Consider the following 22176-nt stretch of genomic DNA (forward strand, 5'->3'; position numbering starts at 1 on the left):
TATTGATTATTAATTCCTTTGCTTAGGAAGCGTTTGAACAACGCTGAAAATCTGATCTATATCTTCCAATTTCAAAACCTCATCTTTATATTCTGGATTCAATGAATGTATGGTAATTGTTCTCTGTTGTACATCGTGTTCTGTTATTTGCTTTATCAAAATCCCCTTATCGCGGTGTACTATTATCCATTTATCATAATGATGAGTATGTAATTTATAAGTCCATTTGTCTTTTGGTAAATCTCGGCCGATAGCACGCCATCCTGGGTAAATATTTTGCTCCATTAATTCCGGATCAGTTGTCATCATACTATCGCCCCTGACTTCGAAGCCGATATATGTACCACGATGCTTTTGCTTAACATCTATAATAACAGTTTCGAACTCATCAAAATATTCTGGATCTGCGTGACCAAGCCAATAACCAGCCTGTGCCTTAGCCGGCACTATCTTAACTCGCATACCCATTGATCCATCTGGAGAGTAAACATACTTCGAATCTCCACTTTCATCATCATCATGGTGTGGGTGGAGATTAATCGGCACAGCTTCCAATCGGGGATTTTCAACTTTTTCAATTGATTTTTTTCCATCGAAAAAATCAACCAATACCTGATAATCTCCCATTTTGGGTTTAGATTTGCCTTTTACCCACTTATACATTCTATCATATGGGATACCAGTCTGCTTTTCTACGTATTTTAAATCGCTATTAATCAGCTTATTAATTAATTCTTCCATTTTTTAAATAAAAATTCCATTGAATTATTTGGAATATTGGAACTTTTTCAATTACATTTGCTAAACATTAGTTAACAAACACACAACAAAAGTAAATATAACTAAAGCCATTACAATACTCAATAAGTAGTAAAATGATAAACACAGCACCTACCCCAGCTTTCAGAAACTCAATACCGCTATTCAACCCTATTATAGGTACCGGAGGCAATCCGAAAGTGCCTTGTGATAAGTGCGGATCAACTTCTCATTCTCACTTTATTCAGAGTGGCATCAAGATCAAAAATGGTGTTACGTTGAGCCCTTCTGAAATGGAAGTGTTTAAACGGGTTATGCTCGCCGACAAGGTTATTGCCGATCAGCTTTTCATCAGCGTGGAAACTGTAAAAAAACATTTCCAGAACATCAGGCGCAAAACAGGCCTCAGCAATAAAATCGAAATAGCCATTTGGGCTACTCAAACCGTGATATACAATGGATATATTAATTGAACAAAACGTTCCGCTGCCTGCGGAAGAAACGCAGTACTCGAAAATAGACAAAATGGAAATCGGAGACAGCTTCCTTTTCCCGAGTCAGAAAAGAAGGTCGATGGCCTCATTCATAAGCACGGAGTTTCACGCTACAAGCAATAAGAGATTTAAAATCTCTACTAAAGATCAGCCGAAAGGCAAAGCCAGATTGTGGCGTAAAGAGGATAAGAATTAATAATAAACAAAGCAATGAGCATTTTAAATCATCATAATCCAGCAAACGGTATTTGGATCATTGACAACCCAAACATGCCGGTTGACACAAACATGAATGCCTCACAGAAAGCTCAATTAAATGGCTATCTGAAAGGAATTATGAAGCATGCTGATTTTATATGCGAAATGCAAAAAGGTGAACCAGGCTGGCTTCCGGTATTTAAAATGATATAAGCCATGCGCGTAGTTCACTCACAGTTAGTCATCCCTGAAAAGGTGGTAAAGCCAACAAAAAAGCAGCTTTATCATACTGACATGGAGACACAGTTAAGGCGGAGGCAGTTTGTTGATTTCCAAACAGCCTTAAAAGATCCCGAGATTTTAGAGCTGATTAAACAAGTTCAAAAGATAAGCCCAGGATGGATGCCAAAATTCAGAAAGTAACCAATAAAATTTTAAACATAATCACGATGAACTACCAAGAAATTAAAACTTATGAAGATGCCTGCAAGGTATTGGGCATTGATGCAAAGGAAGATCTTCCTTACGCTAACCCGGATAATGGAAAACAGACTTTTCTTAATGCAGTAGCTAAGATTGAAACATTCGCGAAAGCTATCAATCTTGAAGATAACGGCGATGAATGGATACCTGGTACTTACACCAGTACTTACATACCATATTTCGATTTAGATGTGCCCTCGGGCTTCGGCTTCTCGTACTCGGATTACGTTACCTGGGATGCGGCTACGTCTGTCGGTTCGCGCCTTAGTTATCGCTCACGCGCCCACGCTGAACATGCGGGCAGGTGTCTTGAAAGTACTTATCGTGAAATGATGGTAAAATAGAAAAGCCCTGCTTGAGACCAGGGCAATCCTTAAATGACCAATTAAACAATCGATCACATGAATGGGACAAATTTAACAAACCAAACTGTAAATCCAAATTTCGAGACGCTTCGAACTACATTGGGTTTAATGAGTGTAAATGTATATCCTGATATAATGGTGTACAGGTTACCAAATGCGAGCCAGGCTAAATCGGCGGCAACAATGGCCTTGAGAATCATCAAACAGCTTAAGCTGCCTCTTACCGCTCATCAGCCATCGGCCATTATCAATACATTTTACATCAAAGCGGCTGTACTGCCAGAAAGCGAGGTGTGTCATGCCGTGGCTTGATATAGGTTTAAAAGTATACTGGGTTTGTGTGGCCTTGGTATGCACGGCGGGAATATCCATACTGATCAGGGATCTTTTGAAAGATAGACGAGATGAAAAACAAGGATAACAAGATCGTAGTAAACTACCCGAATGTTGGCCTTCGTGTAAGGAATTGTCAAACAACCGTTCGGCCTACTGAAAAAGAACTCGGACCGATAACAGATTTCAATACATGGCAAATGCATCTGCGTTTTGCAACAGATACTTTATATAACGCAACGTTCGCAGCTGATGCCATCATAGCCACTGAATCTTTGCTTTGTGACGCCAATGAAATCATTTACACTCCAGCACGATGAAACACAGGGTTCATACAGATCCAATTGATGAATTCATCGACAGCCGGATTCAGAGAGAGAAACTTTGCTGCATAGCTGTAGCTATTATACTAATTATCATCATCATATTTTATTAACGATGTCAACAAACAATGTTACAAATGTGGTCGCTCTGCTTAACCAGGCAAAGCCGGCCGAGATAGCTGAACTTGATTTTGTAAAAGATCGCTTCATTGCTATTCACAATCAGATCAGTGGAACCGACAGAGGTGAAATGATCTACCATAAAGAGGTATTCAATTACAAAAAGATGCTTTCAGAAAAGAAAGAACTGCGTGAGTGCTCTCCCCTTAGCCTTTACGGTTGCTTCCTTGATATTAATGTTAATGGGCATAGCCTTGAACAGGGCACAAAGCCTGATTGCTACATCACTACCCGAAATTTTAAAGTTGGTAAGAATGACAATGGTACCGACATATGGGAAAAACGAGCCATTCTTCAGGTTTCACCTTATGGTGAGCTTAAGCTTCGGATGCGCGCCGGGCAGATCAAATACGCCGATGATCCAGTTGTAGTTTACGAAGGCGATCACTTCAAAGTTGGTACGAATGAGAAAGGCAAATTGGTTGTTAAGGAATATGATAAAAATTTCAACAACGATACTAAAGCCAAAATAATTGCTTGCTTCGTTAGGATTGAGCGCCCGGATGGCAGCTATGAAATGCCATACCTCGATACTACTGCCATTGAAAGGCTTAAGGGCTATTCTGCCAGGAACAATGGCGGCAGTGCTAATGCGCTTTATACCTCAAACAACGGACAGATAGATACCGGTTTCCTAATGGCTAAAACATTGAAACATGCCTTAACAGCTTATCCTAAAGTACAGACCGGGCATTTCAGCAACCTTGAACCATTGGCCGAGATGCCAAATGGCGAACAGAGCCCTGTAGATTATGGATTTAACCCGAATGATCATTCAGGTAATGGCATCCAGGACACCACTTATACTGAGGTAACCAATCAGGCAGCAAATGACTTTGACGCAGCACTATCAGAGCAAAATCAACACGCTACGGAAACTACCACTATAAAAATTAATACATCTGACGAACCTGATTTTTAATCATTACAAAATGTCAACAGCCACACAACAACCGGAAACCTCACTTATCAAAGTAGAAGAAATATCTATCACTATGCAAAACGCTGGTGGTATACTGACTGCCAATGAAAACTTGCTTTCAAAATGCGTTAATGCCGGTAATGCTTTTATTGATACCATTGAAGGATCAAGCATGACAGACGACCTTGATGCAGCTTTAAATGACTGGCAGGTAAAAGCTAAACAGGCATTGTCCATCATGAATACCAGGCGATCACCTGTTACCCAGTTAATGGATCAAATTAAATCGGCATTTACTGCAATAGAAGGCAAAATCGATCCTAAAAAAGCAGATTCTGTATATAGCAAAATACAGAACATCAGGAATGACTATGCCAAGAAAAAAGCTGATGATGCGAAAGCTAAAGAACAGCAGATATTAAAGGACCAGGCTATTTCCAAAGAAAAGATTGATGCTAAAGCAAAAGCTGAAAGCCAGATCAGGGAGTCATATCAAAATAAGCTGCTTGAGTTTAAAACATTCTATACTAATAAACTCAACAATGCCACGCTTGAAACGCTTGATGCTGTAGTAAATGCGATTAAAGAACTGAAGTTATTGTACCCTCGAGACAAGTTCAACGAACTATCGGTATCCATATCTCCGGTTTATTTGACCAAGGAAGATCTTGCGCCGATAATTTTTGACACCCGCGCCGCCTTGTATGATGAGTTAAGCGCCAACTTCCGTGAAAACATGGAAGAACACCAAAGACATTTGCTTAACCTGGTAGCATCAAAGAAAGGTGAACTTGAAACTATAGCAAAAGCTGATGCATCCAAAAAAGCTGAACTCGAAGCTGCCGCTAAAAAGCGTCAGGAAGATGACGAACTACGCTTACGCCAGCAGGCAGAATCTGCTAAGCAACAGGACCAGCAAAAGGTTTCATTGCAGCAAAACATAGCTAACACTAACAACCTGTTTGATTCGGCTGCACAATTGGCAGAGGTAAAATCAGATACCGGTACCGCAAGGCAAAGCTATAAAATCACAGTGCTGTCACCTGCAGGCCTTGGAGCAATATTCCTGTTCTGGTTTGAGAAAGAAGGCCAATTCCTAAACATCGAAGATGCGATGAAGAAGACTGGTAACCAGATGAAAGCTTTCTGTGAGAAACATGCCAACAAAACATCAGAGAAGATTGATCATGAGCATGTAATCTACGAGGATGACTACAAAGCTATCGCAACCAATAAAGCAGCTTAACAGCCATGAACACCGATCCATATTACAGCCGACCGGAGGTATCCAACAGCGACTTGCTTAACCTTCATGAAATTCTTTACGGAGGTTATAAGCCTGGTGATAAAGAGAAGGCCTATGCATTTGGCAACTTGATTGATCACATGATCACCGAGCCTGACAAAGTAGACTTCTATAATCGTGAATGCAATGGAATCACCTTTTCGGCTGATGAAATGGAACAGGCCTCAAAAATGAAAAGATCTTACCATAAGGATACCTATTGCAATCAAACACACGATATGGCATCCTTTCAAAAGATATTCATTGGGCGAGTTGACTTCGATTATCATGGATTTAAGTTCAGCCTGAACATGAGGTGCAAGTTTGACAGGTGGTTTGAAATGATGGGCTTTGGTGATGACATCAAAAGTACTGCTTGCGAAACCGAAAAACAATGTAGGGAAGCTTTGTATCATTTCAACTATGATCAACAGCGGGCATTATACATGCTACTGTCAGGATCACAAAAGGACATGCTGATCTTCATTAGCAAAAAGAACTTTAAGGTATTTAAAGTGCCCATTACCCGTGAAAGTGAAATATTCAAAAGCGGCATGGAAAAGCTTACAGAGATCGCTTTTAAATACTGGATGCTGTTGTCAGACTTAAAATTAGCGGCATGACAGAGTTAGCATGCAATCAATGGATCATAACAAAGTATAGGGGCAAGAAAGATTATACGCTCTACTACTGCAAGGTTCATGGACCATTTGCCCAGCACAATGCCGAAAACACCGGCATCTGTCCAATGTGCAAAAAGAGATGTGTTACTGAAAAATTTTATAACAACCAATAACTACAACAATGGAAAAAGAGAAAGAAAAACTCAAGGTGCTGAAAGAAAATGCTGAAAAAGCTTACCAATCAGCTGATGCATCCGGCAAGAAACTGCTGCAGGATTTATTCCCAGGCGTTCTGGTTCCTATCAAAGTTACCGATAGGATCAAAACTTTTGATGACGTATTGAAAGACAATGGCCTAACCGCAGATGAATTCACAGATATGATTGAGAATGACACCGAAGACGAGGCAGCTTATAAACGGATTAAACTTATAGCTAAAAGCCTTAACGAGGGTGAGCTTAAAAACAATCAGACCTGGTATTTACCTGTATTCAACAGAGACCCGGGCTTCGGCTTCTCGAACGCGGATTACGATGGCTGGCATACGGGTACGACTGTCGGTTCGCGCCTCTGCTTTAAATCAGCTGAATTGGCCATGTACGCTGGCCGAACATTCGCCGCTATCTATAAACCATTTGTATTAACTCTTAACCAATAAAACAATGTTGAAACCACATCAAGAATTTTATTTAGAAGCCTGCCAGAAGTTAGGCAAAACACCAGTTCCAGAACTGGACGACCGCACTGATACTGATAAAGTATCATCCGATGCCTATGACAGGCTTATAATATGTATCCGATACATAAACATGCAAGACGGAGTAATATGGGTTCCTGTTTATAACGGGACTGAATGGCACTACTGGCCAGTTTGGAGACCTAACAAATCGGGCTTCGGCTTCTCGTTCACGTATTGCGATGACTGGTATACGCATACGAGTGTCGGTTCGCGCCTCGAATATCGAACCGAAGAACTCTGCGAAAAGGGCGCTGAACTTCTTTTGCCTTACTACAACGATTATTTTTCACCGATAAGCTAAATCATCATGAAGAAAATTAAAAGTGTTGAGCATGCCCTTAAAGCACTGGGACAAACCATTGACTTTGACAGATTACGTGATGGAATGGTTGAGGCCGGCATGCCTGCGGGAGATGTTGATCCCTTGATTGCCCATTATAAAATCACAAAAGTGATTGAAGCACATAACAAACTTAACGGTAACTGGAAAGCAGATTGGGGCGATGGCAGACAATACAAGTACTGTGTTTGGCAATGGATCAAAAGAGACGACTCTAAACCCTCGGGCTTCGGCTTCTCGCACTCGCATTACGATTTCTGGTTTACGCGTACGACTGTCGGTTCGCGCCTCGTCGTTGGAACGTATGATGCGGCAATTTACATCGGAACTGACTTTGCAGATCTGTTTGAAACAGCCTGGTTAATTATTGAGCAGGAAAAGAGCAAATAAAAATCAAAGGGTTGTGCGCCGCTTTGGCTGTCAGTTCGTTCGTTGATCAGGCTTCAGCTTCTCGAACACGAATTACGATAACTGGAATACGAATACGAATGTCAGTTCGCACCACTGGATAAAGATTATAGGCGGCGCAGACCTTGCCAGCATGGCAAAAAACAACAAACCGTAAAATGGCGTTGGTACCGGTTCACGCCGGGAACACGACCTTAAACCCAAAGGCAAAATGAAACGATTAAATAATTTATATCCTAAAATCTACGGCATCGAAAACTTGCAGCTTGCTGATGCCACGGCTCGTAAGGGTAAGGCAAAGCAATATGGTGTTATTGCTCATGATAGGAATAAAGAATCGAACATTTTATTGCTGCATGCTATGTTGAAGCATAAAACATATAATACATCAAGCTATTCAACATTCAAAATATTCGAACCTAAAGAGCGCGATGTTTACCGGCTGCCTTACTGGCCAGATCGAATTACACATCATGCTGTTATGAATATTTTGGAGCCAATTTTTACATCAATGTTTACTAATGATACTTACAGCTGTATCAAAGGCAAAGGTATACACGCAGCATCAAATAAGCTGAAATCAGCATTAAAGGATGTTTCAGGTACAACATATTGTTTGAAATTGGATATACAAAAGTTCTATCCATCCGTTGACCATGAAATTTTAAAATGTCTGTTAAAACGTAAGTTCAAAGACAATGATCTTTTGTGGCTACTCGGTGAGATAATTGATAGTGCCGACGGTCTGCCTATAGGTAACTATCTGAGTCAGTATTTTGCAAACTTCTATTTAACATATTTCGACCATTGGTTGAAAGAAGTGATGAAAGTTAAATACTATTTCAGATACGCTGATGACCTGGTTATACTTTCGGATAATAAACCATATCTGCACCGATTACTCTCACAAATAACATGGTACCTTGATCATAACCTAAAACTTACAGTTAAGGATAACTACCAGGTATTCCCGGTAAAAGATCGTGGTATCGACTTCGTTGGATATGTTCACTTCCATACGCATGTACTATTAAGAAAATCAATCAAGCAAAGTTTTGCACGAATGATTAAACGCCGCCCCAATCGTGAATCATTAGCCAGTTATATGGGCTGGGCAAAACACTGTAATAGCCTTCATCTTATCAAGAAATTAACCTATGACTACAATCAAAACATTCAGCTCACTGGGGGTGAGATCAAAAAACCTGACCGGTGAAAAAATAACAATCGAAGAAATACTGGATAAGCCAGTGACAGTTCTCGACTACCGGGTAGGCGATAGCAAATTTAACAGGAATGAGTATCTCACATTGCAGATACTTTATGAAGAAAAGACCAGGGTGCTGTTTACAGGCTCAGGTGTATTAAAGGAAGATCTTGAGAAGTTAAGCAAAGAAGACTTCCCTTTCATAAGTACGATAGTGAAGATACCATTTAACGAAAAACAGTTCTTTTTCAAATTCACATAAATACAATAACGAAATGCCAGAAGTATTAGAAAACACACGAAAAGAAGTCACAAGGCTTATCAGCAAGGCCAAGCTTGCCAAGAACGGCGGCATCTATGTTGAGTTTACACTCATCGAAAAATACCTTGAAAACGGGGAAGTTGTACTGGAGACATCCGGTAACTCAACCTACGAAGGTGAAAAGCTTGCTCATCCTGATGCCTTGCATGCATTTGATATGCTCCGCGTACACCTCGCCATTATTTGCGATCAGCGGGAAGCCTTTGAAAAGACGTTGGTTGAGGTCGATGGTGATCCTGAAATCATTAATAAGTTCAAAGTGCTTAGTTACAGCATTGGCGGCTCCGGTGATAGTGAAGGTGTTTCGCTTTTTGGATCAAAGAAAATTTCACGCAACAGGACCATGAACCTGCCGGCTCCATTCACCAAATTCATGGATGAAAATGATCCTTACGAATACGGAGATGAACTGATGGCCACGATAGCTCACGTTTCTGATGAAGTCAATAAATATCTTGATGGGAAGATTGCTCCATCAGCTCAGGGAGAATTTGATTTTGAGGGTAACGATGGCGACGAGAATCCGGAATAATGACTAAGGATGGCTGTTATCCTCAAAACAGCAACATCACAAGATGGCAGAATTGGATATGCCTGGTCTATAGTAGGCAGATAACACGCAAAAATGAATGAGCAAAAAGACAAACTATGTCGAATAAACGATTAGGAAAACGGAACGGGCGGCTGGAAAGCGCAAAAAAAGCATGCGCCGCACTAAAGGCATCACTTCAGGGTGCTGCTCGAAATGTTCGACCCCTGTGACGTGCAAACTCGGGCCCGGTAAAGAGAAATCTTTGTTTTTTAAGCTGGTGTGTGGTCAATGTCGAAAATCAGCAACGCGAGCACTGGAGTACAGGGTGTAGGCCGTTGGATGCCGGTTCGAGTCCGGCTCTTGTGACGGGGAAGGTCCCCAATTGTGATAAGGTTTAGGTTGAACCGGCGCATGGCGCGAGGCTGTGCCCGGTTTATTTAACGAATCACCAAAAACAAAAATTAATCGTAAAACCATGAATACTGAAAACCAAAACACTATTGACCTTAATGGTCAAAAACTCGCTGTCCATGACAGTCTGTTCGATTTTTCCATACATCAAAAGCCATCAAGTAACGTAGATTACTTTGGCACTGATTATACGAATGGCAGGTTATTCGTTCAATTTAAGGGCGGTACCGGAGCTTATGTTTACAATAACGTAAGTACTGAACTTCTTAATGCTGCCAAGGCTGCTGATTCAATTGGCAAGTTTATCAGTCAGCAGGTTGTGGGTAAATTCATATCCCATAAACATGAGCAGCGCCTGATTACTCATATTAAATCAGATCCTGACACAATAGATTTTTGAGCTATGTACCAGGTAGTAATCAATTTTGACAAGTATGCTGGACATTTCCAGGTAACTGTCACCAAAGAAAAAAGGCTTTGGATATTCAAATACAAAACAATGATATCCAGATATCGAGGCCCAGTCAAATGGGTATGCAAAAAAGCTATTGAGCTCGGTGAGCAATATGGAGTAGAAGTTATAGACAATACAATTTAATTTAACAATGAAAGCATTAAGTGTAAAACAACCTTGGGCAGCTCTTATTGTGTCTGGAATCAAGGATATTGAAAATCGAACCTGGAAAACTAATTTTCGTGGCAGGGTTTATATCCATGCTTCGCAGAAGCCAGTTGATGAAATACAAGAATTATTGGACATGTTGTCTTTAAACATAAAGACCGCTGTCGAACAATTCAATTATAGTGCTATCATAGGAGAAGTTGACATTGTTGATTGTGTGCAAAATCATCCCTCTCTATGGGCCGAAAATGGAGTTTGGAATTGGGTACTTGCTAATCCAGTAAAGTATGAAACTCCTATTTTAAATGTCAAAGGTGGCCTATCATTCTGGAAATACAACCCTACAACTAATTTATAAATGAGCTTAGGAACAGTAACGCAACAGGGCAATTTTTATAAAATTGAATGTAAGCCCCTGCCAAAAATATTGGCCGCACTTAAGGCGCTGCCTGATCGTCAATTCATTTATCATGATAAATCATGGACAGTACCAATTCAGCACCGGGATGAAGTTGAACGTTTTGCAAAGCGGCATAATATCCAGTTTGGCTATGTACCGGCACAGGAAAGTAATGATGTTTATTACATCTCCCCTCTTCCTGAATTAACCATTGATATCCCTACGCGCCGGGAAATGCGGCCCTATCAAAAGCCAGGTGTAGCATATATCATGCAAAAGAAGCGGCTTATCATTGGTGATGATATGGGCCTCGGCAAAACCATGCAGACTGTAGTATCACTGGCCGGATTTCATCAACAAGGTGAAAGTGTATTCCCTTCATTGGTGATATGCCCATCATCGGTAAAGCTTAACTGGAAGCGTGAGTTTGAACTGGCTACTTATATCAAGGCTTTGGTATTGGCCCCGCAGCTGTTGAAAACATGGCCTGAATATTACCGGACCGGCCTTGCCCAGGTATTCATCGTGAATTACGAAAGTTTAAAGAAATACTTCGTAACAAGCATTAAAGAAATGCCTAAAGGTAAACGCCCTAAAATTTCAGATATCACTTTCAACAAGAATATTGAGTTATTCAAGTCGGTAGTTATTGACGAAGTTCATCGGATCAAAGATTCAAAAACGCAACAATACAAGTTCACGCGTGGCATCACGGCCGGTAAGGATATTGTGCTTGCACTTACCGGTACTGCTGTAATTAACAGCCCAATCGATCTGGCAAGCCAGTTAGCAGTGATCAACCGCCTGCACGAATTTGGCGGTTACAAGTACTTTGAACAGCATTATTGCTCGGGTCCGCGGGGTGCTTCTAACCTGGCTGAATTAAATTATCACTTGAACAGGATCTGTTATTACCGTCGCAACAAAACTGATCCGGAGATCAAGAAGTATCTTCCTGATAAATTGAGGCAGGTGGTGATTTGTGAGCTTAGCGATCACGCCCGGAAGGAATACATCCACGCACAGAAAGATCTTGAGAGCTACATGCGTAATGTAAAGCTGTTATCCGACGAACAGGTTCAAAAAAGTATGAAAGGCGAAGTGATGGTTCGCATTGGCATTTTAAAGAACATATCTGCCCGCGGTAAACTGGCTGATGCATTTGATTACATCAGGGACGTTATTGAATCCGGGCAAAAGATAGTAGTATTCTGTAACCTTACCGAGATCATACAGGCAGTTCAGGAACGCTTCCCTAAATCAGTGAGGATTACCGGTGCCGAAGATGATCGCAGGAAGCAGGAGAATATCGATAAGTTTCAAACCGATCCAAACTGCATGGTAGCTGCCTGTAACCTTAAAGCCGCAGGTGTGGGCGTCACGCTCACCGCTTCGCAGCAGGTTTGTTTCATTGAGTTCGGATGGCACGCAGCCATTATGGACCAGGCAGAAGACCGATGCTATAGGCTCGGACAGCATGCCAATGTGATGTGTACTTATTTTCTTGGTAAGGACACTATCGATGAGTGGAACTACGAACTGATCCAGACCAAAAGAGATATCGCCAATACGGTTACCGGCAATGAAGATGATGTCGAGGTGAACTTTATAGATAAGGTTATGAATCTTTTTTCGGTCTAAATTATTACCAATAGTAATTAAAGTAATATTGAAAATTATGGAGTTCATTAAACAATCATATGAGGACTTTCTGAAGTCGAAAGTTAAGCTCGCCGAAAGCGCCGGCTTCGAAGTTTCAGACAGCCAGATCAACCAGGCCTTAAAGCCACATAACAGACTCATGGTAAAATGGCTGGTTGAAGGAGGTCGGCGCGCCTGTTTCGCTGCATTTGGCTTACACAAAACTGTTACCCAACTTGAAACTATCCGAATCATCATTGCCGATACTGGTGGCCGTGGCTTGATCATTTGCCCACTTGGTGTTAGGCAGGAATTCATCAATGATGCTATTAATATCCTGGGATGGGATACGCCGCCAAAGTTTATACGAAAGATCGAAGAAGCTGCCGAAACAGGCATCTATCTGACCAATTATGAAACCGTGCGCGATGGTAAACTTGACCCTGCCGAGTTCGATGCTGTATCACTTGACGAAGGCAGTGTGTTGCGAGGCCTTGGCGGGTCAAAAACATTCCGTGAATTCATGCGCCTGTTTACAGGAGACGAGGGTCCGAAAGGTAATACCCGCGGTGCTGAAAGGGTAAAATATCGTTTTGTTGCAACTGCTACACCATCACCTAACGACTACATCGAGCTATTGGCCTATGCAGACTTTCTGGGTGTAATGGACGTTGGGCAGGCCAAAACACGCTTCTTTAAGCGTGATAGCACCAAGGCCGACAAACTTACCATTTATGCCCACAAAGAGGAAGAGTTCTGGTTATGGGTTGCAAGCTGGGCACTGTTTGTTAGCAAACCATCAGATCTTACCGGTAATGAATCTGATGATATTGGCTACAATATGCCGCCGCTGGATATCCGTTGGCACGAGATACCAAGCGATCACAGTAAAGCTGGTACCGAAAAGAACGGGCAATATAAGATGTACGCAGAAACAGCTATCGGCCTTTCGGGTAGCGCCAAAGAAAAACGTGAGAGCTTAACAAGCAGGCTGGCGAAAGTACTTGAGCTGCGTGATGAAGATCCTGCCGCTCATCGTATCCTATGGCATGATCTGGAGCCTGAACGAATGGCCATCGAAAGGGCTATACCTACCTGCAAAACAGTTTTCGGCAAACAGGATCTTGATGCCCGAGAAGTGATCATAGCTGCATTTTCAAAAGGTGAACTGGCAGAGCTTGGCGGCAAGCCATGCATGATTGGTTCGGGTACCAACCTTCAAAAGTTTTGCTCATGGGCCATATACCTGGGAATAGGCTTCAAATTCAACGACTTCATTCAATCTATCCACCGTTTAGCCCGCTTCGGCCAAAAGAACCAGGTGCGTATTGATCTGATCTATACCGAGGCCGAACGCCAAATCAGGAAGCAGCTTGAGCGCAAATGGCAACAACACAATGTAATGGTTAAAAAAATGACTGAAATTATTAAAAAATTCGGCCTTTCTCAGGCTGCCATGGCACAGCTCCTTACCCGTAAAATTGGCGTTGAGCGTGTCGAAATAAAAGGTGAACGTTACACCATCGTACAAAACGATAACGTCAAAGAATTGCCGCGCATCGCTTCAGATTCTGTAGGCCTTGTGCTTACCTCTATCCCGTTTGCTAATCAGTATGAATACTCTCCAAACTACTCTGATTACAGTCATACAGAGAATACACGAGAGTTTTTCCAGCAGATGGATTATTCTACGCCGGAGGTTTTCCGCGTGCTGATGCCAGGGCGTATCGCGGCAATTCATGTTAAGGACCGTATCATACCTGGCGGCCTAAATGGGTTAGGCTTTCAAACTGTTTATCCATTTCATAAAGATTGTATAGATCACTTTACCAGTCATGGCTTCGCGTATATCGGCATGAAAACTATCGTCACCGACGTAGTAAGAGAAAACGCCCAAACCTACCGGTTAGGCTGGACAGAGCAATGTAAAGACGGTTCGAAGATGGGTGTCGGAATGCCGGAGTATTTGTTATTGTTCAGGAAACCGCCAAGTGATAACTCGAATGCATATGCAGACATCCCGGTATTAAAGTCGAAAGAAGATACAGCATCTTGTCCTCGTTGCAATACTACAAGTCCATTTAAAGATTGGGAAGTTCTCAATGATAATGTTGATGCATTGTGGGAATATACATGTCCAATCTGTAAAGAATCAATGAAGTTGGATGATAGCGTGAAAATATCTGCTAATAAGCAAGATGGCTATACTCACAAAAAAGGCTATAGTCGGTCTCGCTGGCAGTTTGACGCACATGGCTTCACCCGTAGTTCTGGTAATCGTCTGCTCGATTCTGCCGAAATCGCTACACTGGCCCATGATGCCATCTATAAACTGTTCAGGGATTACTCACTGAAAGAAATATGGGACTTTGAACAGATCGTGAAGATAGCAGAATCACTTGAGGTCCAGGGCAAGCTGCCCCCTGGTTTCATGTTATTGCAGCCACAAAGCTGGACTGATGAAGTCTGGACAGATATCACCCGTATGCTTACGCTAAACGGATCACAATGGAGTCTGGGCAAGGAGATGCATATATGTCCGATGCAGTTTGATATCGCCGATCGCGTGATCAATCAAATGAGCAATGAAGGTGATATCGTGCTGGATTACTTCGGCGGCTTGATGACGGTTCCTTACCGGGCAATCCTTCAAAAACGTATCGGTTATGGGATAGAGCTAAACTCATCTTACTTCGTTGATGGTGCTCACTACTGCAAGGCCGCCGAGCATCAGATGAGTATACCAACATTGTTTGATGCTATTCAAGCGGAGGATGCAGCATGAGAAAGTCATCACATATAACAGTATCAGATTTCTTTTGCGGTGCCGGTGGAAGTTCACAGGGCGTACGAGCATTGGCAAACAAAAACGGTGGTGGCATAGAAGTTAAACTGGCAATGAATCACTGGAAGCTCGCAATTGAAACGCACAATACCAACTTCCCAGAGACAACACACGTTTGTACTGATATTTCAGCTTGTGATCCTCGCAGATATTACCGGACTACTATAGCTGTTATATCTCCTGAATGCACAACACGATCACCTGCTGGAGGTAATAGGCACAAGTCGGAGAAAAAAGCTATGGAGCTATTTGACAGCGGAAAGATAGATCCGGCAACCGAACGATCCCGCGCAACAATGTGGGATGTGCCGCGCTTTGCCGAATATCATAACTATGAAGCTGTGATAGTTGAAAATGTTGTTGAGGCAAAAACAACATGGAATTTATTCGACAACTGGTTAGGTACAATGCACACGTTAGGTTATGATCACAAATGCGTTTACCTAAACTCTATGCACTTTTTCCCAACGCCGCAAAGCCGGGACAGGATGTATGTTGTTTTTTGGAAAAAAGGCAACAAAGCGCCTAAACTTGATTATACACCGGCAGCTTATTGTGTTAAGTGTGGAAAGGATGTGCACGCTATTCAATCTTTTAAGAACCCGGCTAAGAAGTACGGTAAGTATGGTGTTAAAAACGGGCAATACGTTTACCGATGCCCGGTGCATGGCGACATAGTTGAGCCATATTATTATGCCGCTTTTAATTGTATAGATTGGACTGATTTGGGCCAGCGTATTGGCGACAGGGAAAAGCCGTTGGCGCCTAATACTACAAAAAGAATAAATTTTGGATTAGATAAATTTGGACCGCAACCTCTCGTTTTACACGCAACTTATTCAGACCAAGCACGTGGGGTAATAAGGCCAGCAGTTGACAACCCTACGTTTGCCCAAACAACATTTACTTCACAGGCAATATTTAATCCATTCCTGATAAATGATAAACATACTACAGGGATAGATTTTAGAGTAAAAAAATCAAGTGAAGTAATCAACACTGTAGATTGTGATCCGAGGATTAAGCTCATTACCAGTCCTGTAATTGTTCAGGCCGAACAGTCATCTAATCTAAAAAATTCAGTATCAGCTGCTGATGCATTACATACACAGGCAACACGCCAAACGATGGGAGTATGCACGCCACCAGCATTTATTATTGATGGTAATTATGATCCCAATCCGTCACGTTCTACATCCGTTACCGATGTAATGGCTACGCGAAACACACAGCAGCGAGATAGCTTGATTACATATCCGTTAATAGTGGATAATCAAAATAATCAATATTCAAAACCAGTTACCGGTACAATACCAGCACAAACAACAGTTGCAAAAACAGGTATTGTTACTACTGAAGCCTGGAACTCATTTTTTACATCTTATCATAACGGCGGTCATACGGTTAAGCACTTCACAGAATCTATACCGACCATACCAACTAAAGACAGCGTATCAATGGTTAACTACCAAACGCCAAATATTGAAGATTGCTATTACAGAATGCTTAAGCCGAATGAAATAAAGTTGGCAATGGCTTTTGAGCGGGATTATGTAATTCTTGGAGGAAACAAAGACCAGGTTAAACAATGTGGAAATGCGGTTACTCCGCCAGTGATGGAATGGTTAGTTCAACAGGTAGTCGAAAGTTTATCATGAAGACTGTACAAACTAATTTATTTGAAGGCATCAGCCATCGCCTACAAATGACAGATAGCTTTGAATTAAGCTGGCAATCACTCAGTGCATACGGACCTAAATATAATTACTGGTGTGTAGCATGGAGCGGAGGTAAAGATAGTACAACGCTTGTGACGTTCATCGTATGGAGCATCTTATCGGGCAAAGTGAAAGCTCCGAAGAAGATTTATATCATGTACGCTGATACCAGACTTGAACTTACGCCACTGTTTTATGCAGCTCAAAAAATCATGGAAGAATTGGCCGAACATGGTTATCAGGTTGAAGTTGTCATGGCCTCAATGGAAAATAGGTTTTTAACTTACATTATTGGACGGGGTGTGCCTCCTCCCAATAATGCAACCTTTCGATGGTGTACATCGCGTATCAAGATAGAACCAATGCAGCATGCTCTTGAAACACTCGTGGGTTCATTAGGTGAAAAGGTATTGATGCTAACTGGTGTCAGGCAGGGTGAAAGCGCGATTCGTGATCAGAGAATTATTATGTCATGCTCAAAAAATGGTGCCGAATGTGGACAAGGATGGTATCAGGAAACATTGCCTACGTCATTGTGTGATACGCTTGCGCCTATACTTCACTGGCGTGTATGTCATGTTTGGGAGTGGCTTAAACACTGGGCACCATTGCCAGAATATGGAGATTTTTCTACTGAACTTATTGCTGACGCTTACGGTGGTGATGAAGCGGAAGAATTGAATGCACGCACCGGTTGCATGGGATGCCCATTAACCGATAAGGATACAGCCCTTGACAACTTACTCAAAAAGCCTAAATGGCAATACCTGGCTCCTTTGAAACGGTTAAGGCCGATTTACAGGGAATTACGCAAACCACAAAACAGATTGCGCAAGACAGGACTCGAAGATAATAACGAAAAGAATAAACAACGCATGGGCCCTATCACAATGGCAGCGCGCGAGTGGGCATTTAATGAAATACTGTCTATTCAAAATGAGATCAACATTGAGGCGGCAAAAATAGACATGCCTGCAGTTTACTTATTGAACGATGAAGAGCAGGCTTTCATACGCAAATGCTGGGCCGAAAACTTATGGCCGAATAAGTGGACCGGCGATGAGCCTACCGCCGATACGCCAATGGACACGGTTTACTCAGATGGATCTATTCAACCTTTAATACAATTTGGAGAATGAAACTTAAATTAATCAAAAAGAAAATCATTTATGGGTGTGAAGCCAGGGGAGATTACGACAGTCCATACCTAACAAGGTGGGAATTTTTATCGTCGAGTAAATTTGCTGTTTATCTTCATAAATTTCATAGGAGTGATGACAACAGTAGCTTGCACGATCATCCTTGGAACTTTATAACAATCCCAATCTGGCGTGGATATAATGATTGCACTTATAACGGAGCTATCGGAGGTGATGGGCTACCGTTATTTAACAGGCAAAGAATGTATCCTTTGATCCCGTATTACCGCAAAGCCTCCCATGTTCATTTCGTTGAACTGATTAATGCAAAGCCAGCATGGACATTGATAATTAGGTTTAAATACATCAGATGGTGGGGGTTCTGGAATAAAGGAGTATTCACCGTATTTCACGAATACTTCAAAAAGATGGGCTGCTAACAAAAAATCAAGATGATAAAGCAAGTAATGACACCCGAGCGTGCGAACAGAATCCAGCGCTCCGTTCAGTTCATGTTGATCATGGCTGAACTAATCAAAATGGAACACATGGCCGACATGGATGTGAACTTCAAAAACCCGCAGGCTAATATGTTTGCCGGACGCATCGCAAAAGATGCCCAGGCTATTCAAACACATTTGCTGTCCAACCCGCGCGTTCAGCTTAAGGTAACAGATCCTGAATTTGTGGAAGATTATGCCGGTGAGCTTTACCGTGTCTTCCATTACTTCATTGGCCTTCCGCTTAGCCAGGTTAAAGAGGTTATGGATAACCTGCAATCACTTTCTGTAATAGAAGAATAAACAATCAAAATAAATAACATGAAAAATTCACAATTAAAAAATCCAAATCCTAAAATCAACCTCAAGGATATTGTTGAAGGAAAGGCTATGCGGGAGCATAATACATTTGAAGTCAACGGCACCATATATTGGGCAGACCGAATAAGCAAAGATCAATTGGCTACCCATGCAGATTGCCTAATATGCGGTAAAGAATTTGAAAAAGATTATACTTACCAAAGACACTGTACAAGCTGCGAACTAAAAATAGACAGCGAAAATTTCAATAAGCTTGAATTGATTGAGTGGGATGGCAAAACTCCTTTGTGTATTTGGGATAGTGATACCTTTTTCTTTAGTGAAGATGATATTATCATGTAATGTGAAGATAGAGAAGATTTAAAACCTTCTGATTTAAAGCTTTGTATCTGTACTCCAACATCTTTTCACGAAGTCGATGTTTGCGACCTTCAACAAGACAACGTACATGAAAATTGGGAGCCAGACCCTGAATTGATACGACTTGAAAAAGCTTTGAATGGGTATTTAAAAACGGCATCTACCAATACATGGATACCCGGCAACAAACGAGTGCATCTTAATATTGAGTTACCAGAGTGAACTACGAAGCCATCACATTGATCAGTCAATACCTATTTGCCAGGCTTGAACAGCTAACCGCTGATATCGCCGAAGCAAAGGCTGTGCGTGATACTGATGCATGGATCAAACTGATCGATTAACGTGAGGCTTTAAATGATCGTATTGCAGTACATCTTGCCTTGCTTGATAAGTATTACGAAGCAATGGAAGCTAAACTTGACCCTATGCTTCCGAGATATCGCATGCCGGCTACACGTGACCAAAAGGCCATCATCATCGCCTACAAGTTTGATGAAGTAAACACACAGCCTGCAATTGCCCGGAAACTCGGCATATCAATCACCGAAGTTTCGAGGACCGTGCAGGCCTATTTGAAAGGTAAACTAATTATTTAAACAATGGAAAGTATAAAAGGACTAATCGATTATCTATTAAACATCGTAAAATTCTGGATAGTCGTGCAACCTTGGGAACAAGGCATCAGGGTAAGATTTGGCAAATATCAGAAGCTGCTACCGGGTGGCGTTCATTTTCGAATCCCATTTTTAGACACTGTTTATATTCAGTGCGACAGGCTTCGTGTGATCAGTATGCCAATGCAAACATTAACCTCGAAAGATTTTAAAACAGTTACCCTCAATGGCAGCATAGGATATGAAATATCGGATATCGAACTTCTATATAATCAAATGGTGCACCCGGAGCTGACCATATCAAACATTGCCATGGGTGCCATAGCTGACTTTATTTATCAAAACGAAATTGCCAACATCGCCGCTATTGATATTGAGAATGTTGTTTTATCTAAGTTAAAGACAACTCCTTATGGGATAAATATTGGCTATTTCAAGTTATTAAACTTCGCTGTAGTAAGGACTTACCGGTTAATTCAGGATCAAAGCTGGTCAGATAGGGGTATTGACTTAAATGAAAAGAAATAATTATGAGCAATAATAATACAAATCGTCCCTACTCACAGGACCGGCGAACACGCCTGTCTCCTACTACACCAGCGTACCACGGCGGCAAGCTGCAACCGCAGGCTACCGACCTGGAAGAGGCCGTACTGGGCGCACTCATGCTTGAACGCGACGCGCTATCCGAAGTGATCGACCTGCTCAAACCTGAAGTATTTTACCAAACCAATAACGGCAAGATCTTCGCTGTTATCAAAACTTTATTTGAGAAGAATGAACCAATAGACATTTTAACGGTTACGGCTGCACTACGCAAGGCAGGTGACCTTGAAATGATTGGCGGGGCTTACTATATCACCCAACTCACAGAGCGCGTTGCATCGGCTGCAAACATTCAGTTTCACTCACACATAATTTTGCAGAAGCATATCCAGCGTGAACTGATCAGGATTGCAACTGATATCATAAATGTGGCTTATGAGGACACTTCTGATGTGTTCGAGCTGTTAGACCTTGCCGAAAAGAATTTATTCGACATAGGGCAGAATAACCTCAAACGCGACAGCCGCATGATGGATGATTTATTGCATGAAACACTGGCCAATATCGAAGCCCTCAAGGATAAAAAGGACGGCCTCACCGGTATACCAAGCGGGTTCACAAAACTGGATCGTGTTACTTCCGGATGGCAGCGAAGCGACCTGGTGATCATAGCTGCACGCCCGGCCATGGGGAAGACTGCTTTTGTATTAAGCTGCGCCCGAAATGCCGCGGTTGATTTTGATAAGCCAGTGGTCGTATTCTCCTTAGAGATGTCTTCGGTACAGCTCGTCAACCGTCTGGTATCCGGGGAAAGCGAAATTGAGCAGGAGAAAATCCGTAAGGGAAACCTTGAGGACTTTGAATGGCAAAAAATACACAACAGTGTCGGACGGCTCGAACGTTCAAAACTTATCATTGACGATACGCCCTCTTTAACTATATTTGAATTCCGGGCGAAATGCCGGCGTTTAAAGTCACAACACGATATCCAGTTGATTATAGTGGACTACCTGCAGCTAATGCAGGGTAAGTCGCCTGATAATAAATTTGGCGGCGGCAACCGGGAGCAGGAGATTGGCAGTATCAGCCGGGCCCTGAAGTCGGTAGCAAAAGAGCTTGATGTGCCTGTGCTTGCTTTATCGCAATTAAGCAGGGCCGTAGAGAACAGGCCGGGCGGGAGTAAGCGACCAATGTTATCTGATCTTCGTGAATCCGGTTCTATCGAGCAGGATGCCGATATGGTACTCTTCCTTTACAGGCCCGAATATTACGGCTTGACAGAGGATGAAGATGGTAACCCTACTGCCGGGATTGGTGAGGTGATTATTGCTAAGCATCGCAACGGGGAGACCGGGGCCGTGCCGTTAAAGTTTGTAGGTAAGTACGTGAAGTTTGAGAACCTGGATGACCTCCCATCGGTTGCAACGACACCAGCTATACCAAACCCGTTCGCCGGCATAACACCTAACCGAAACTTTGATATCAGTATTAATCAGTCTGATGACATTGATGATGAACCACCTTTTTAACCCATTTATTACCC

General features: G+C 42.1%; 28 protein-coding genes. 27 read left to right on the plus strand and 1 reads right to left on the minus strand.

Translation table 11 applies throughout. The features are described from left to right. Window positions 1-9 precede the first annotated feature (9 nt). Window positions 10-741, minus strand: coding sequence for a S24 family peptidase (locus tag J3L18_RS14920; protein WP_129571135.1), 732 nt, complete (start codon window positions 739-741; stop codon window positions 10-12). 134 nt (window positions 742-875) lie between these two features. Here J3L18_RS14920 and J3L18_RS14925 point away from each other — a divergent pair, with 134 nt between their 5' ends. The 27 genes from J3L18_RS14925 (at window position 876) to dnaB (ending at window position 22162) form a co-directional block, all read left to right on the plus strand. Then, entirely contained in the window at window positions 876-1232 is a 357-nt protein-coding gene (locus tag J3L18_RS14925; RefSeq protein ID WP_129571134.1) for a response regulator transcription factor, read from the plus strand. Between the two features lie 52 nt (window positions 1233-1284). Further along, window positions 1285-1449, plus strand: coding sequence for a hypothetical protein (locus tag J3L18_RS14930; RefSeq protein ID WP_189549410.1), 165 nt, complete (start codon window positions 1285-1287; stop codon window positions 1447-1449). A gap of 14 nt (window positions 1450-1463) precedes the next feature. Continuing rightward, window positions 1464-1664, plus strand: a complete 201-nt coding sequence (locus J3L18_RS14935) for a hypothetical protein (RefSeq protein ID WP_129571133.1) — start codon at window positions 1464-1466, stop codon at window positions 1662-1664. A 3-nt stretch (window positions 1665-1667) separates the two neighbouring features. Next, window positions 1668-1874 (plus strand): hypothetical protein, encoded by a 207-nt coding sequence (locus J3L18_RS14940; protein ID WP_129571132.1) that lies wholly within the window; start codon window positions 1668-1670, stop codon window positions 1872-1874. Between the two features lie 26 nt (window positions 1875-1900). Continuing rightward, on the plus strand, window positions 1901-2278 hold the full coding sequence (locus tag J3L18_RS14945; protein WP_129571131.1) for a hypothetical protein: 378 nt from the start codon (window positions 1901-1903) through the stop codon (window positions 2276-2278). Window positions 2279-2407: 129 nt separating this feature from the next. Continuing rightward, window positions 2408-2611: a hypothetical protein gene (locus tag J3L18_RS14950; protein ID WP_311086351.1), complete on the plus strand. Its 204-nt coding sequence runs from the start codon at window positions 2408-2410 to the stop codon at window positions 2609-2611. Between the two features lie 459 nt (window positions 2612-3070). Further along, window positions 3071-4057: a recombinase RecT gene (locus J3L18_RS14955; RefSeq protein WP_129571130.1), complete on the plus strand. Its 987-nt coding sequence runs from the start codon at window positions 3071-3073 to the stop codon at window positions 4055-4057. Between the two features lie 10 nt (window positions 4058-4067). Next, window positions 4068-5303, plus strand: a complete 1236-nt coding sequence (locus J3L18_RS14960) for a hypothetical protein (RefSeq protein ID WP_129571129.1) — start codon at window positions 4068-4070, stop codon at window positions 5301-5303. Between the two features lie 5 nt (window positions 5304-5308). After that, window positions 5309-5965 (plus strand): PD-(D/E)XK nuclease-like domain-containing protein, encoded by a 657-nt coding sequence (locus J3L18_RS14965; RefSeq protein ID WP_129571128.1) that lies wholly within the window; start codon window positions 5309-5311, stop codon window positions 5963-5965. Between the two features lie 181 nt (window positions 5966-6146). Next, a complete protein-coding gene (locus tag J3L18_RS14970; RefSeq protein WP_129571127.1) occupies window positions 6147-6623 on the plus strand; it encodes a hypothetical protein in 477 nt (158 codons plus the stop codon). Window positions 6624-6627: 4 nt separating this feature from the next. Further along, entirely contained in the window at window positions 6628-7005 is a 378-nt protein-coding gene (locus J3L18_RS14975; protein WP_129571126.1) for a hypothetical protein, read from the plus strand. 6 nt (window positions 7006-7011) lie between these two features. Then, a complete protein-coding gene (locus tag J3L18_RS14980) occupies window positions 7012-7434 on the plus strand; it encodes a hypothetical protein (protein WP_129571125.1) in 423 nt (140 codons plus the stop codon). 229 nt (window positions 7435-7663) lie between these two features. After that, a complete protein-coding gene (locus J3L18_RS14985; RefSeq protein WP_129571124.1) occupies window positions 7664-8668 on the plus strand; it encodes an RNA-directed DNA polymerase in 1005 nt (334 codons plus the stop codon). Beyond that, window positions 8610-8921: a DUF8468 domain-containing protein gene (locus J3L18_RS14990; protein ID WP_129571123.1), complete on the plus strand. Its 312-nt coding sequence runs from the start codon at window positions 8610-8612 to the stop codon at window positions 8919-8921. Before J3L18_RS14985 ends, J3L18_RS14990 begins: the two co-directional genes overlap by 59 nt. A 13-nt stretch (window positions 8922-8934) precedes the next feature. Continuing rightward, a complete protein-coding gene (locus J3L18_RS14995; RefSeq protein WP_129571122.1) occupies window positions 8935-9513 on the plus strand; it encodes a hypothetical protein in 579 nt (192 codons plus the stop codon). Between the two features lie 475 nt (window positions 9514-9988). Further along, the gene (locus tag J3L18_RS15000; protein WP_129571121.1) at window positions 9989-10324 is read left to right on the plus strand and encodes a KTSC domain-containing protein; all 336 of its coding nucleotides are present in this window, start codon (window positions 9989-9991) and stop codon (window positions 10322-10324) included. 205 nt (window positions 10325-10529) lie between these two features. Next, complete coding sequence (locus J3L18_RS15005; protein ID WP_129571120.1) at window positions 10530-10904, plus strand: ASCH domain-containing protein; 375 nt, start codon at window positions 10530-10532, stop codon at window positions 10902-10904. Then, window positions 10905-12587, plus strand: a complete 1683-nt coding sequence (locus J3L18_RS15010; protein WP_129571119.1) for a DEAD/DEAH box helicase — start codon at window positions 10905-10907, stop codon at window positions 12585-12587. 37 nt (window positions 12588-12624) lie between these two features. Next, window positions 12625-15372 (plus strand): DNA methyltransferase, encoded by a 2748-nt coding sequence (locus J3L18_RS15015; protein ID WP_129571118.1) that lies wholly within the window; start codon window positions 12625-12627, stop codon window positions 15370-15372. After that, on the plus strand, window positions 15369-17090 hold the full coding sequence (locus J3L18_RS15020) for a DNA cytosine methyltransferase (RefSeq protein ID WP_129571117.1): 1722 nt from the start codon (window positions 15369-15371) through the stop codon (window positions 17088-17090). The genes J3L18_RS15015 and J3L18_RS15020 overlap by 4 nt, the downstream gene beginning before the upstream one ends. Next, a complete protein-coding gene (locus tag J3L18_RS15025) occupies window positions 17087-18289 on the plus strand; it encodes a phosphoadenosine phosphosulfate reductase domain-containing protein (protein ID WP_129571116.1) in 1203 nt (400 codons plus the stop codon). Before J3L18_RS15020 ends, J3L18_RS15025 begins: the two co-directional genes overlap by 4 nt. 452 nt (window positions 18290-18741) lie before the next feature. Next, entirely contained in the window at window positions 18742-19092 is a 351-nt protein-coding gene (locus tag J3L18_RS15030; protein WP_129571115.1) for a hypothetical protein, read from the plus strand. 18 nt (window positions 19093-19110) lie between these two features. Further along, entirely contained in the window at window positions 19111-19452 is a 342-nt protein-coding gene (locus J3L18_RS15035) for a hypothetical protein (RefSeq protein ID WP_129571114.1), read from the plus strand. Between the two features lie 236 nt (window positions 19453-19688). Continuing rightward, window positions 19689-19814, plus strand: coding sequence for a hypothetical protein (locus tag J3L18_RS15040; RefSeq protein ID WP_262511181.1), 126 nt, complete (start codon window positions 19689-19691; stop codon window positions 19812-19814). 63 nt (window positions 19815-19877) lie between these two features. Next, window positions 19878-20069: a hypothetical protein gene (locus tag J3L18_RS15045; protein WP_129571113.1), complete on the plus strand. Its 192-nt coding sequence runs from the start codon at window positions 19878-19880 to the stop codon at window positions 20067-20069. A 3-nt stretch (window positions 20070-20072) separates the two neighbouring features. Continuing rightward, a complete protein-coding gene (locus tag J3L18_RS15050) occupies window positions 20073-20615 on the plus strand; it encodes an SPFH domain-containing protein (RefSeq protein ID WP_129571112.1) in 543 nt (180 codons plus the stop codon). Window positions 20616-20617: 2 nt separating this feature from the next. Continuing rightward, window positions 20618-22162 carry a replicative DNA helicase gene (gene dnaB, locus J3L18_RS15055; protein ID WP_129571111.1) on the plus strand — a complete coding sequence of 515 codons (1545 nt, stop codon included), beginning with the start codon at window positions 20618-20620 and terminating at the stop codon, window positions 22160-22162. Window positions 22163-22176: the final 14 nt, after the last annotated feature.

The organism is Mucilaginibacter gossypii (assembly GCF_017569325.2).
Taxonomy (GTDB): Bacteria; Bacteroidota; Bacteroidia; order Sphingobacteriales; family Sphingobacteriaceae; genus Mucilaginibacter; species Mucilaginibacter gossypii.

Coding starts and splice junctions, on each gene's coding strand:
- J3L18_RS14920 (WP_129571135.1), bottom strand. CDS start 741: ATGGAAGAATTAATTAATAAGCTGATTAATAGCGATTTAAAATACGTA.
- J3L18_RS14925 (WP_129571134.1), top strand. CDS start 876: ATGATAAACACAGCACCTACCCCAGCTTTCAGAAACTCAATACCGCTA.
- J3L18_RS14930 (WP_189549410.1), top strand. CDS start 1,285: ATGGAAATCGGAGACAGCTTCCTTTTCCCGAGTCAGAAAAGAAGGTCG.
- J3L18_RS14935 (WP_129571133.1), top strand. CDS start 1,464: ATGAGCATTTTAAATCATCATAATCCAGCAAACGGTATTTGGATCATT.
- J3L18_RS14940 (WP_129571132.1), top strand. CDS start 1,668: ATGCGCGTAGTTCACTCACAGTTAGTCATCCCTGAAAAGGTGGTAAAG.
- J3L18_RS14945 (WP_129571131.1), top strand. CDS start 1,901: ATGAACTACCAAGAAATTAAAACTTATGAAGATGCCTGCAAGGTATTG.
- J3L18_RS14950 (WP_311086351.1), top strand. CDS start 2,408: ATGAGTGTAAATGTATATCCTGATATAATGGTGTACAGGTTACCAAAT.
- J3L18_RS14955 (WP_129571130.1), top strand. CDS start 3,071: ATGTCAACAAACAATGTTACAAATGTGGTCGCTCTGCTTAACCAGGCA.
- J3L18_RS14960 (WP_129571129.1), top strand. CDS start 4,068: ATGTCAACAGCCACACAACAACCGGAAACCTCACTTATCAAAGTAGAA.
- J3L18_RS14965 (WP_129571128.1), top strand. CDS start 5,309: ATGAACACCGATCCATATTACAGCCGACCGGAGGTATCCAACAGCGAC.
- J3L18_RS14970 (WP_129571127.1), top strand. CDS start 6,147: ATGGAAAAAGAGAAAGAAAAACTCAAGGTGCTGAAAGAAAATGCTGAA.
- J3L18_RS14975 (WP_129571126.1), top strand. CDS start 6,628: ATGTTGAAACCACATCAAGAATTTTATTTAGAAGCCTGCCAGAAGTTA.
- J3L18_RS14980 (WP_129571125.1), top strand. CDS start 7,012: ATGAAGAAAATTAAAAGTGTTGAGCATGCCCTTAAAGCACTGGGACAA.
- J3L18_RS14985 (WP_129571124.1), top strand. CDS start 7,664: ATGAAACGATTAAATAATTTATATCCTAAAATCTACGGCATCGAAAAC.
- J3L18_RS14990 (WP_129571123.1), top strand. CDS start 8,610: ATGACTACAATCAAAACATTCAGCTCACTGGGGGTGAGATCAAAAAAC.
- J3L18_RS14995 (WP_129571122.1), top strand. CDS start 8,935: ATGCCAGAAGTATTAGAAAACACACGAAAAGAAGTCACAAGGCTTATC.
- J3L18_RS15000 (WP_129571121.1), top strand. CDS start 9,989: ATGAATACTGAAAACCAAAACACTATTGACCTTAATGGTCAAAAACTC.
- J3L18_RS15005 (WP_129571120.1), top strand. CDS start 10,530: ATGAAAGCATTAAGTGTAAAACAACCTTGGGCAGCTCTTATTGTGTCT.
- J3L18_RS15010 (WP_129571119.1), top strand. CDS start 10,905: ATGAGCTTAGGAACAGTAACGCAACAGGGCAATTTTTATAAAATTGAA.
- J3L18_RS15015 (WP_129571118.1), top strand. CDS start 12,625: ATGGAGTTCATTAAACAATCATATGAGGACTTTCTGAAGTCGAAAGTT.
- J3L18_RS15020 (WP_129571117.1), top strand. CDS start 15,369: ATGAGAAAGTCATCACATATAACAGTATCAGATTTCTTTTGCGGTGCC.
- J3L18_RS15025 (WP_129571116.1), top strand. CDS start 17,087: ATGAAGACTGTACAAACTAATTTATTTGAAGGCATCAGCCATCGCCTA.
- J3L18_RS15030 (WP_129571115.1), top strand. CDS start 18,742: ATGATAAAGCAAGTAATGACACCCGAGCGTGCGAACAGAATCCAGCGC.
- J3L18_RS15035 (WP_129571114.1), top strand. CDS start 19,111: ATGAAAAATTCACAATTAAAAAATCCAAATCCTAAAATCAACCTCAAG.
- J3L18_RS15045 (WP_129571113.1), top strand. CDS start 19,878: ATGGAAGCTAAACTTGACCCTATGCTTCCGAGATATCGCATGCCGGCT.
- J3L18_RS15050 (WP_129571112.1), top strand. CDS start 20,073: ATGGAAAGTATAAAAGGACTAATCGATTATCTATTAAACATCGTAAAA.
- dnaB (WP_129571111.1), top strand. CDS start 20,618: ATGAGCAATAATAATACAAATCGTCCCTACTCACAGGACCGGCGAACA.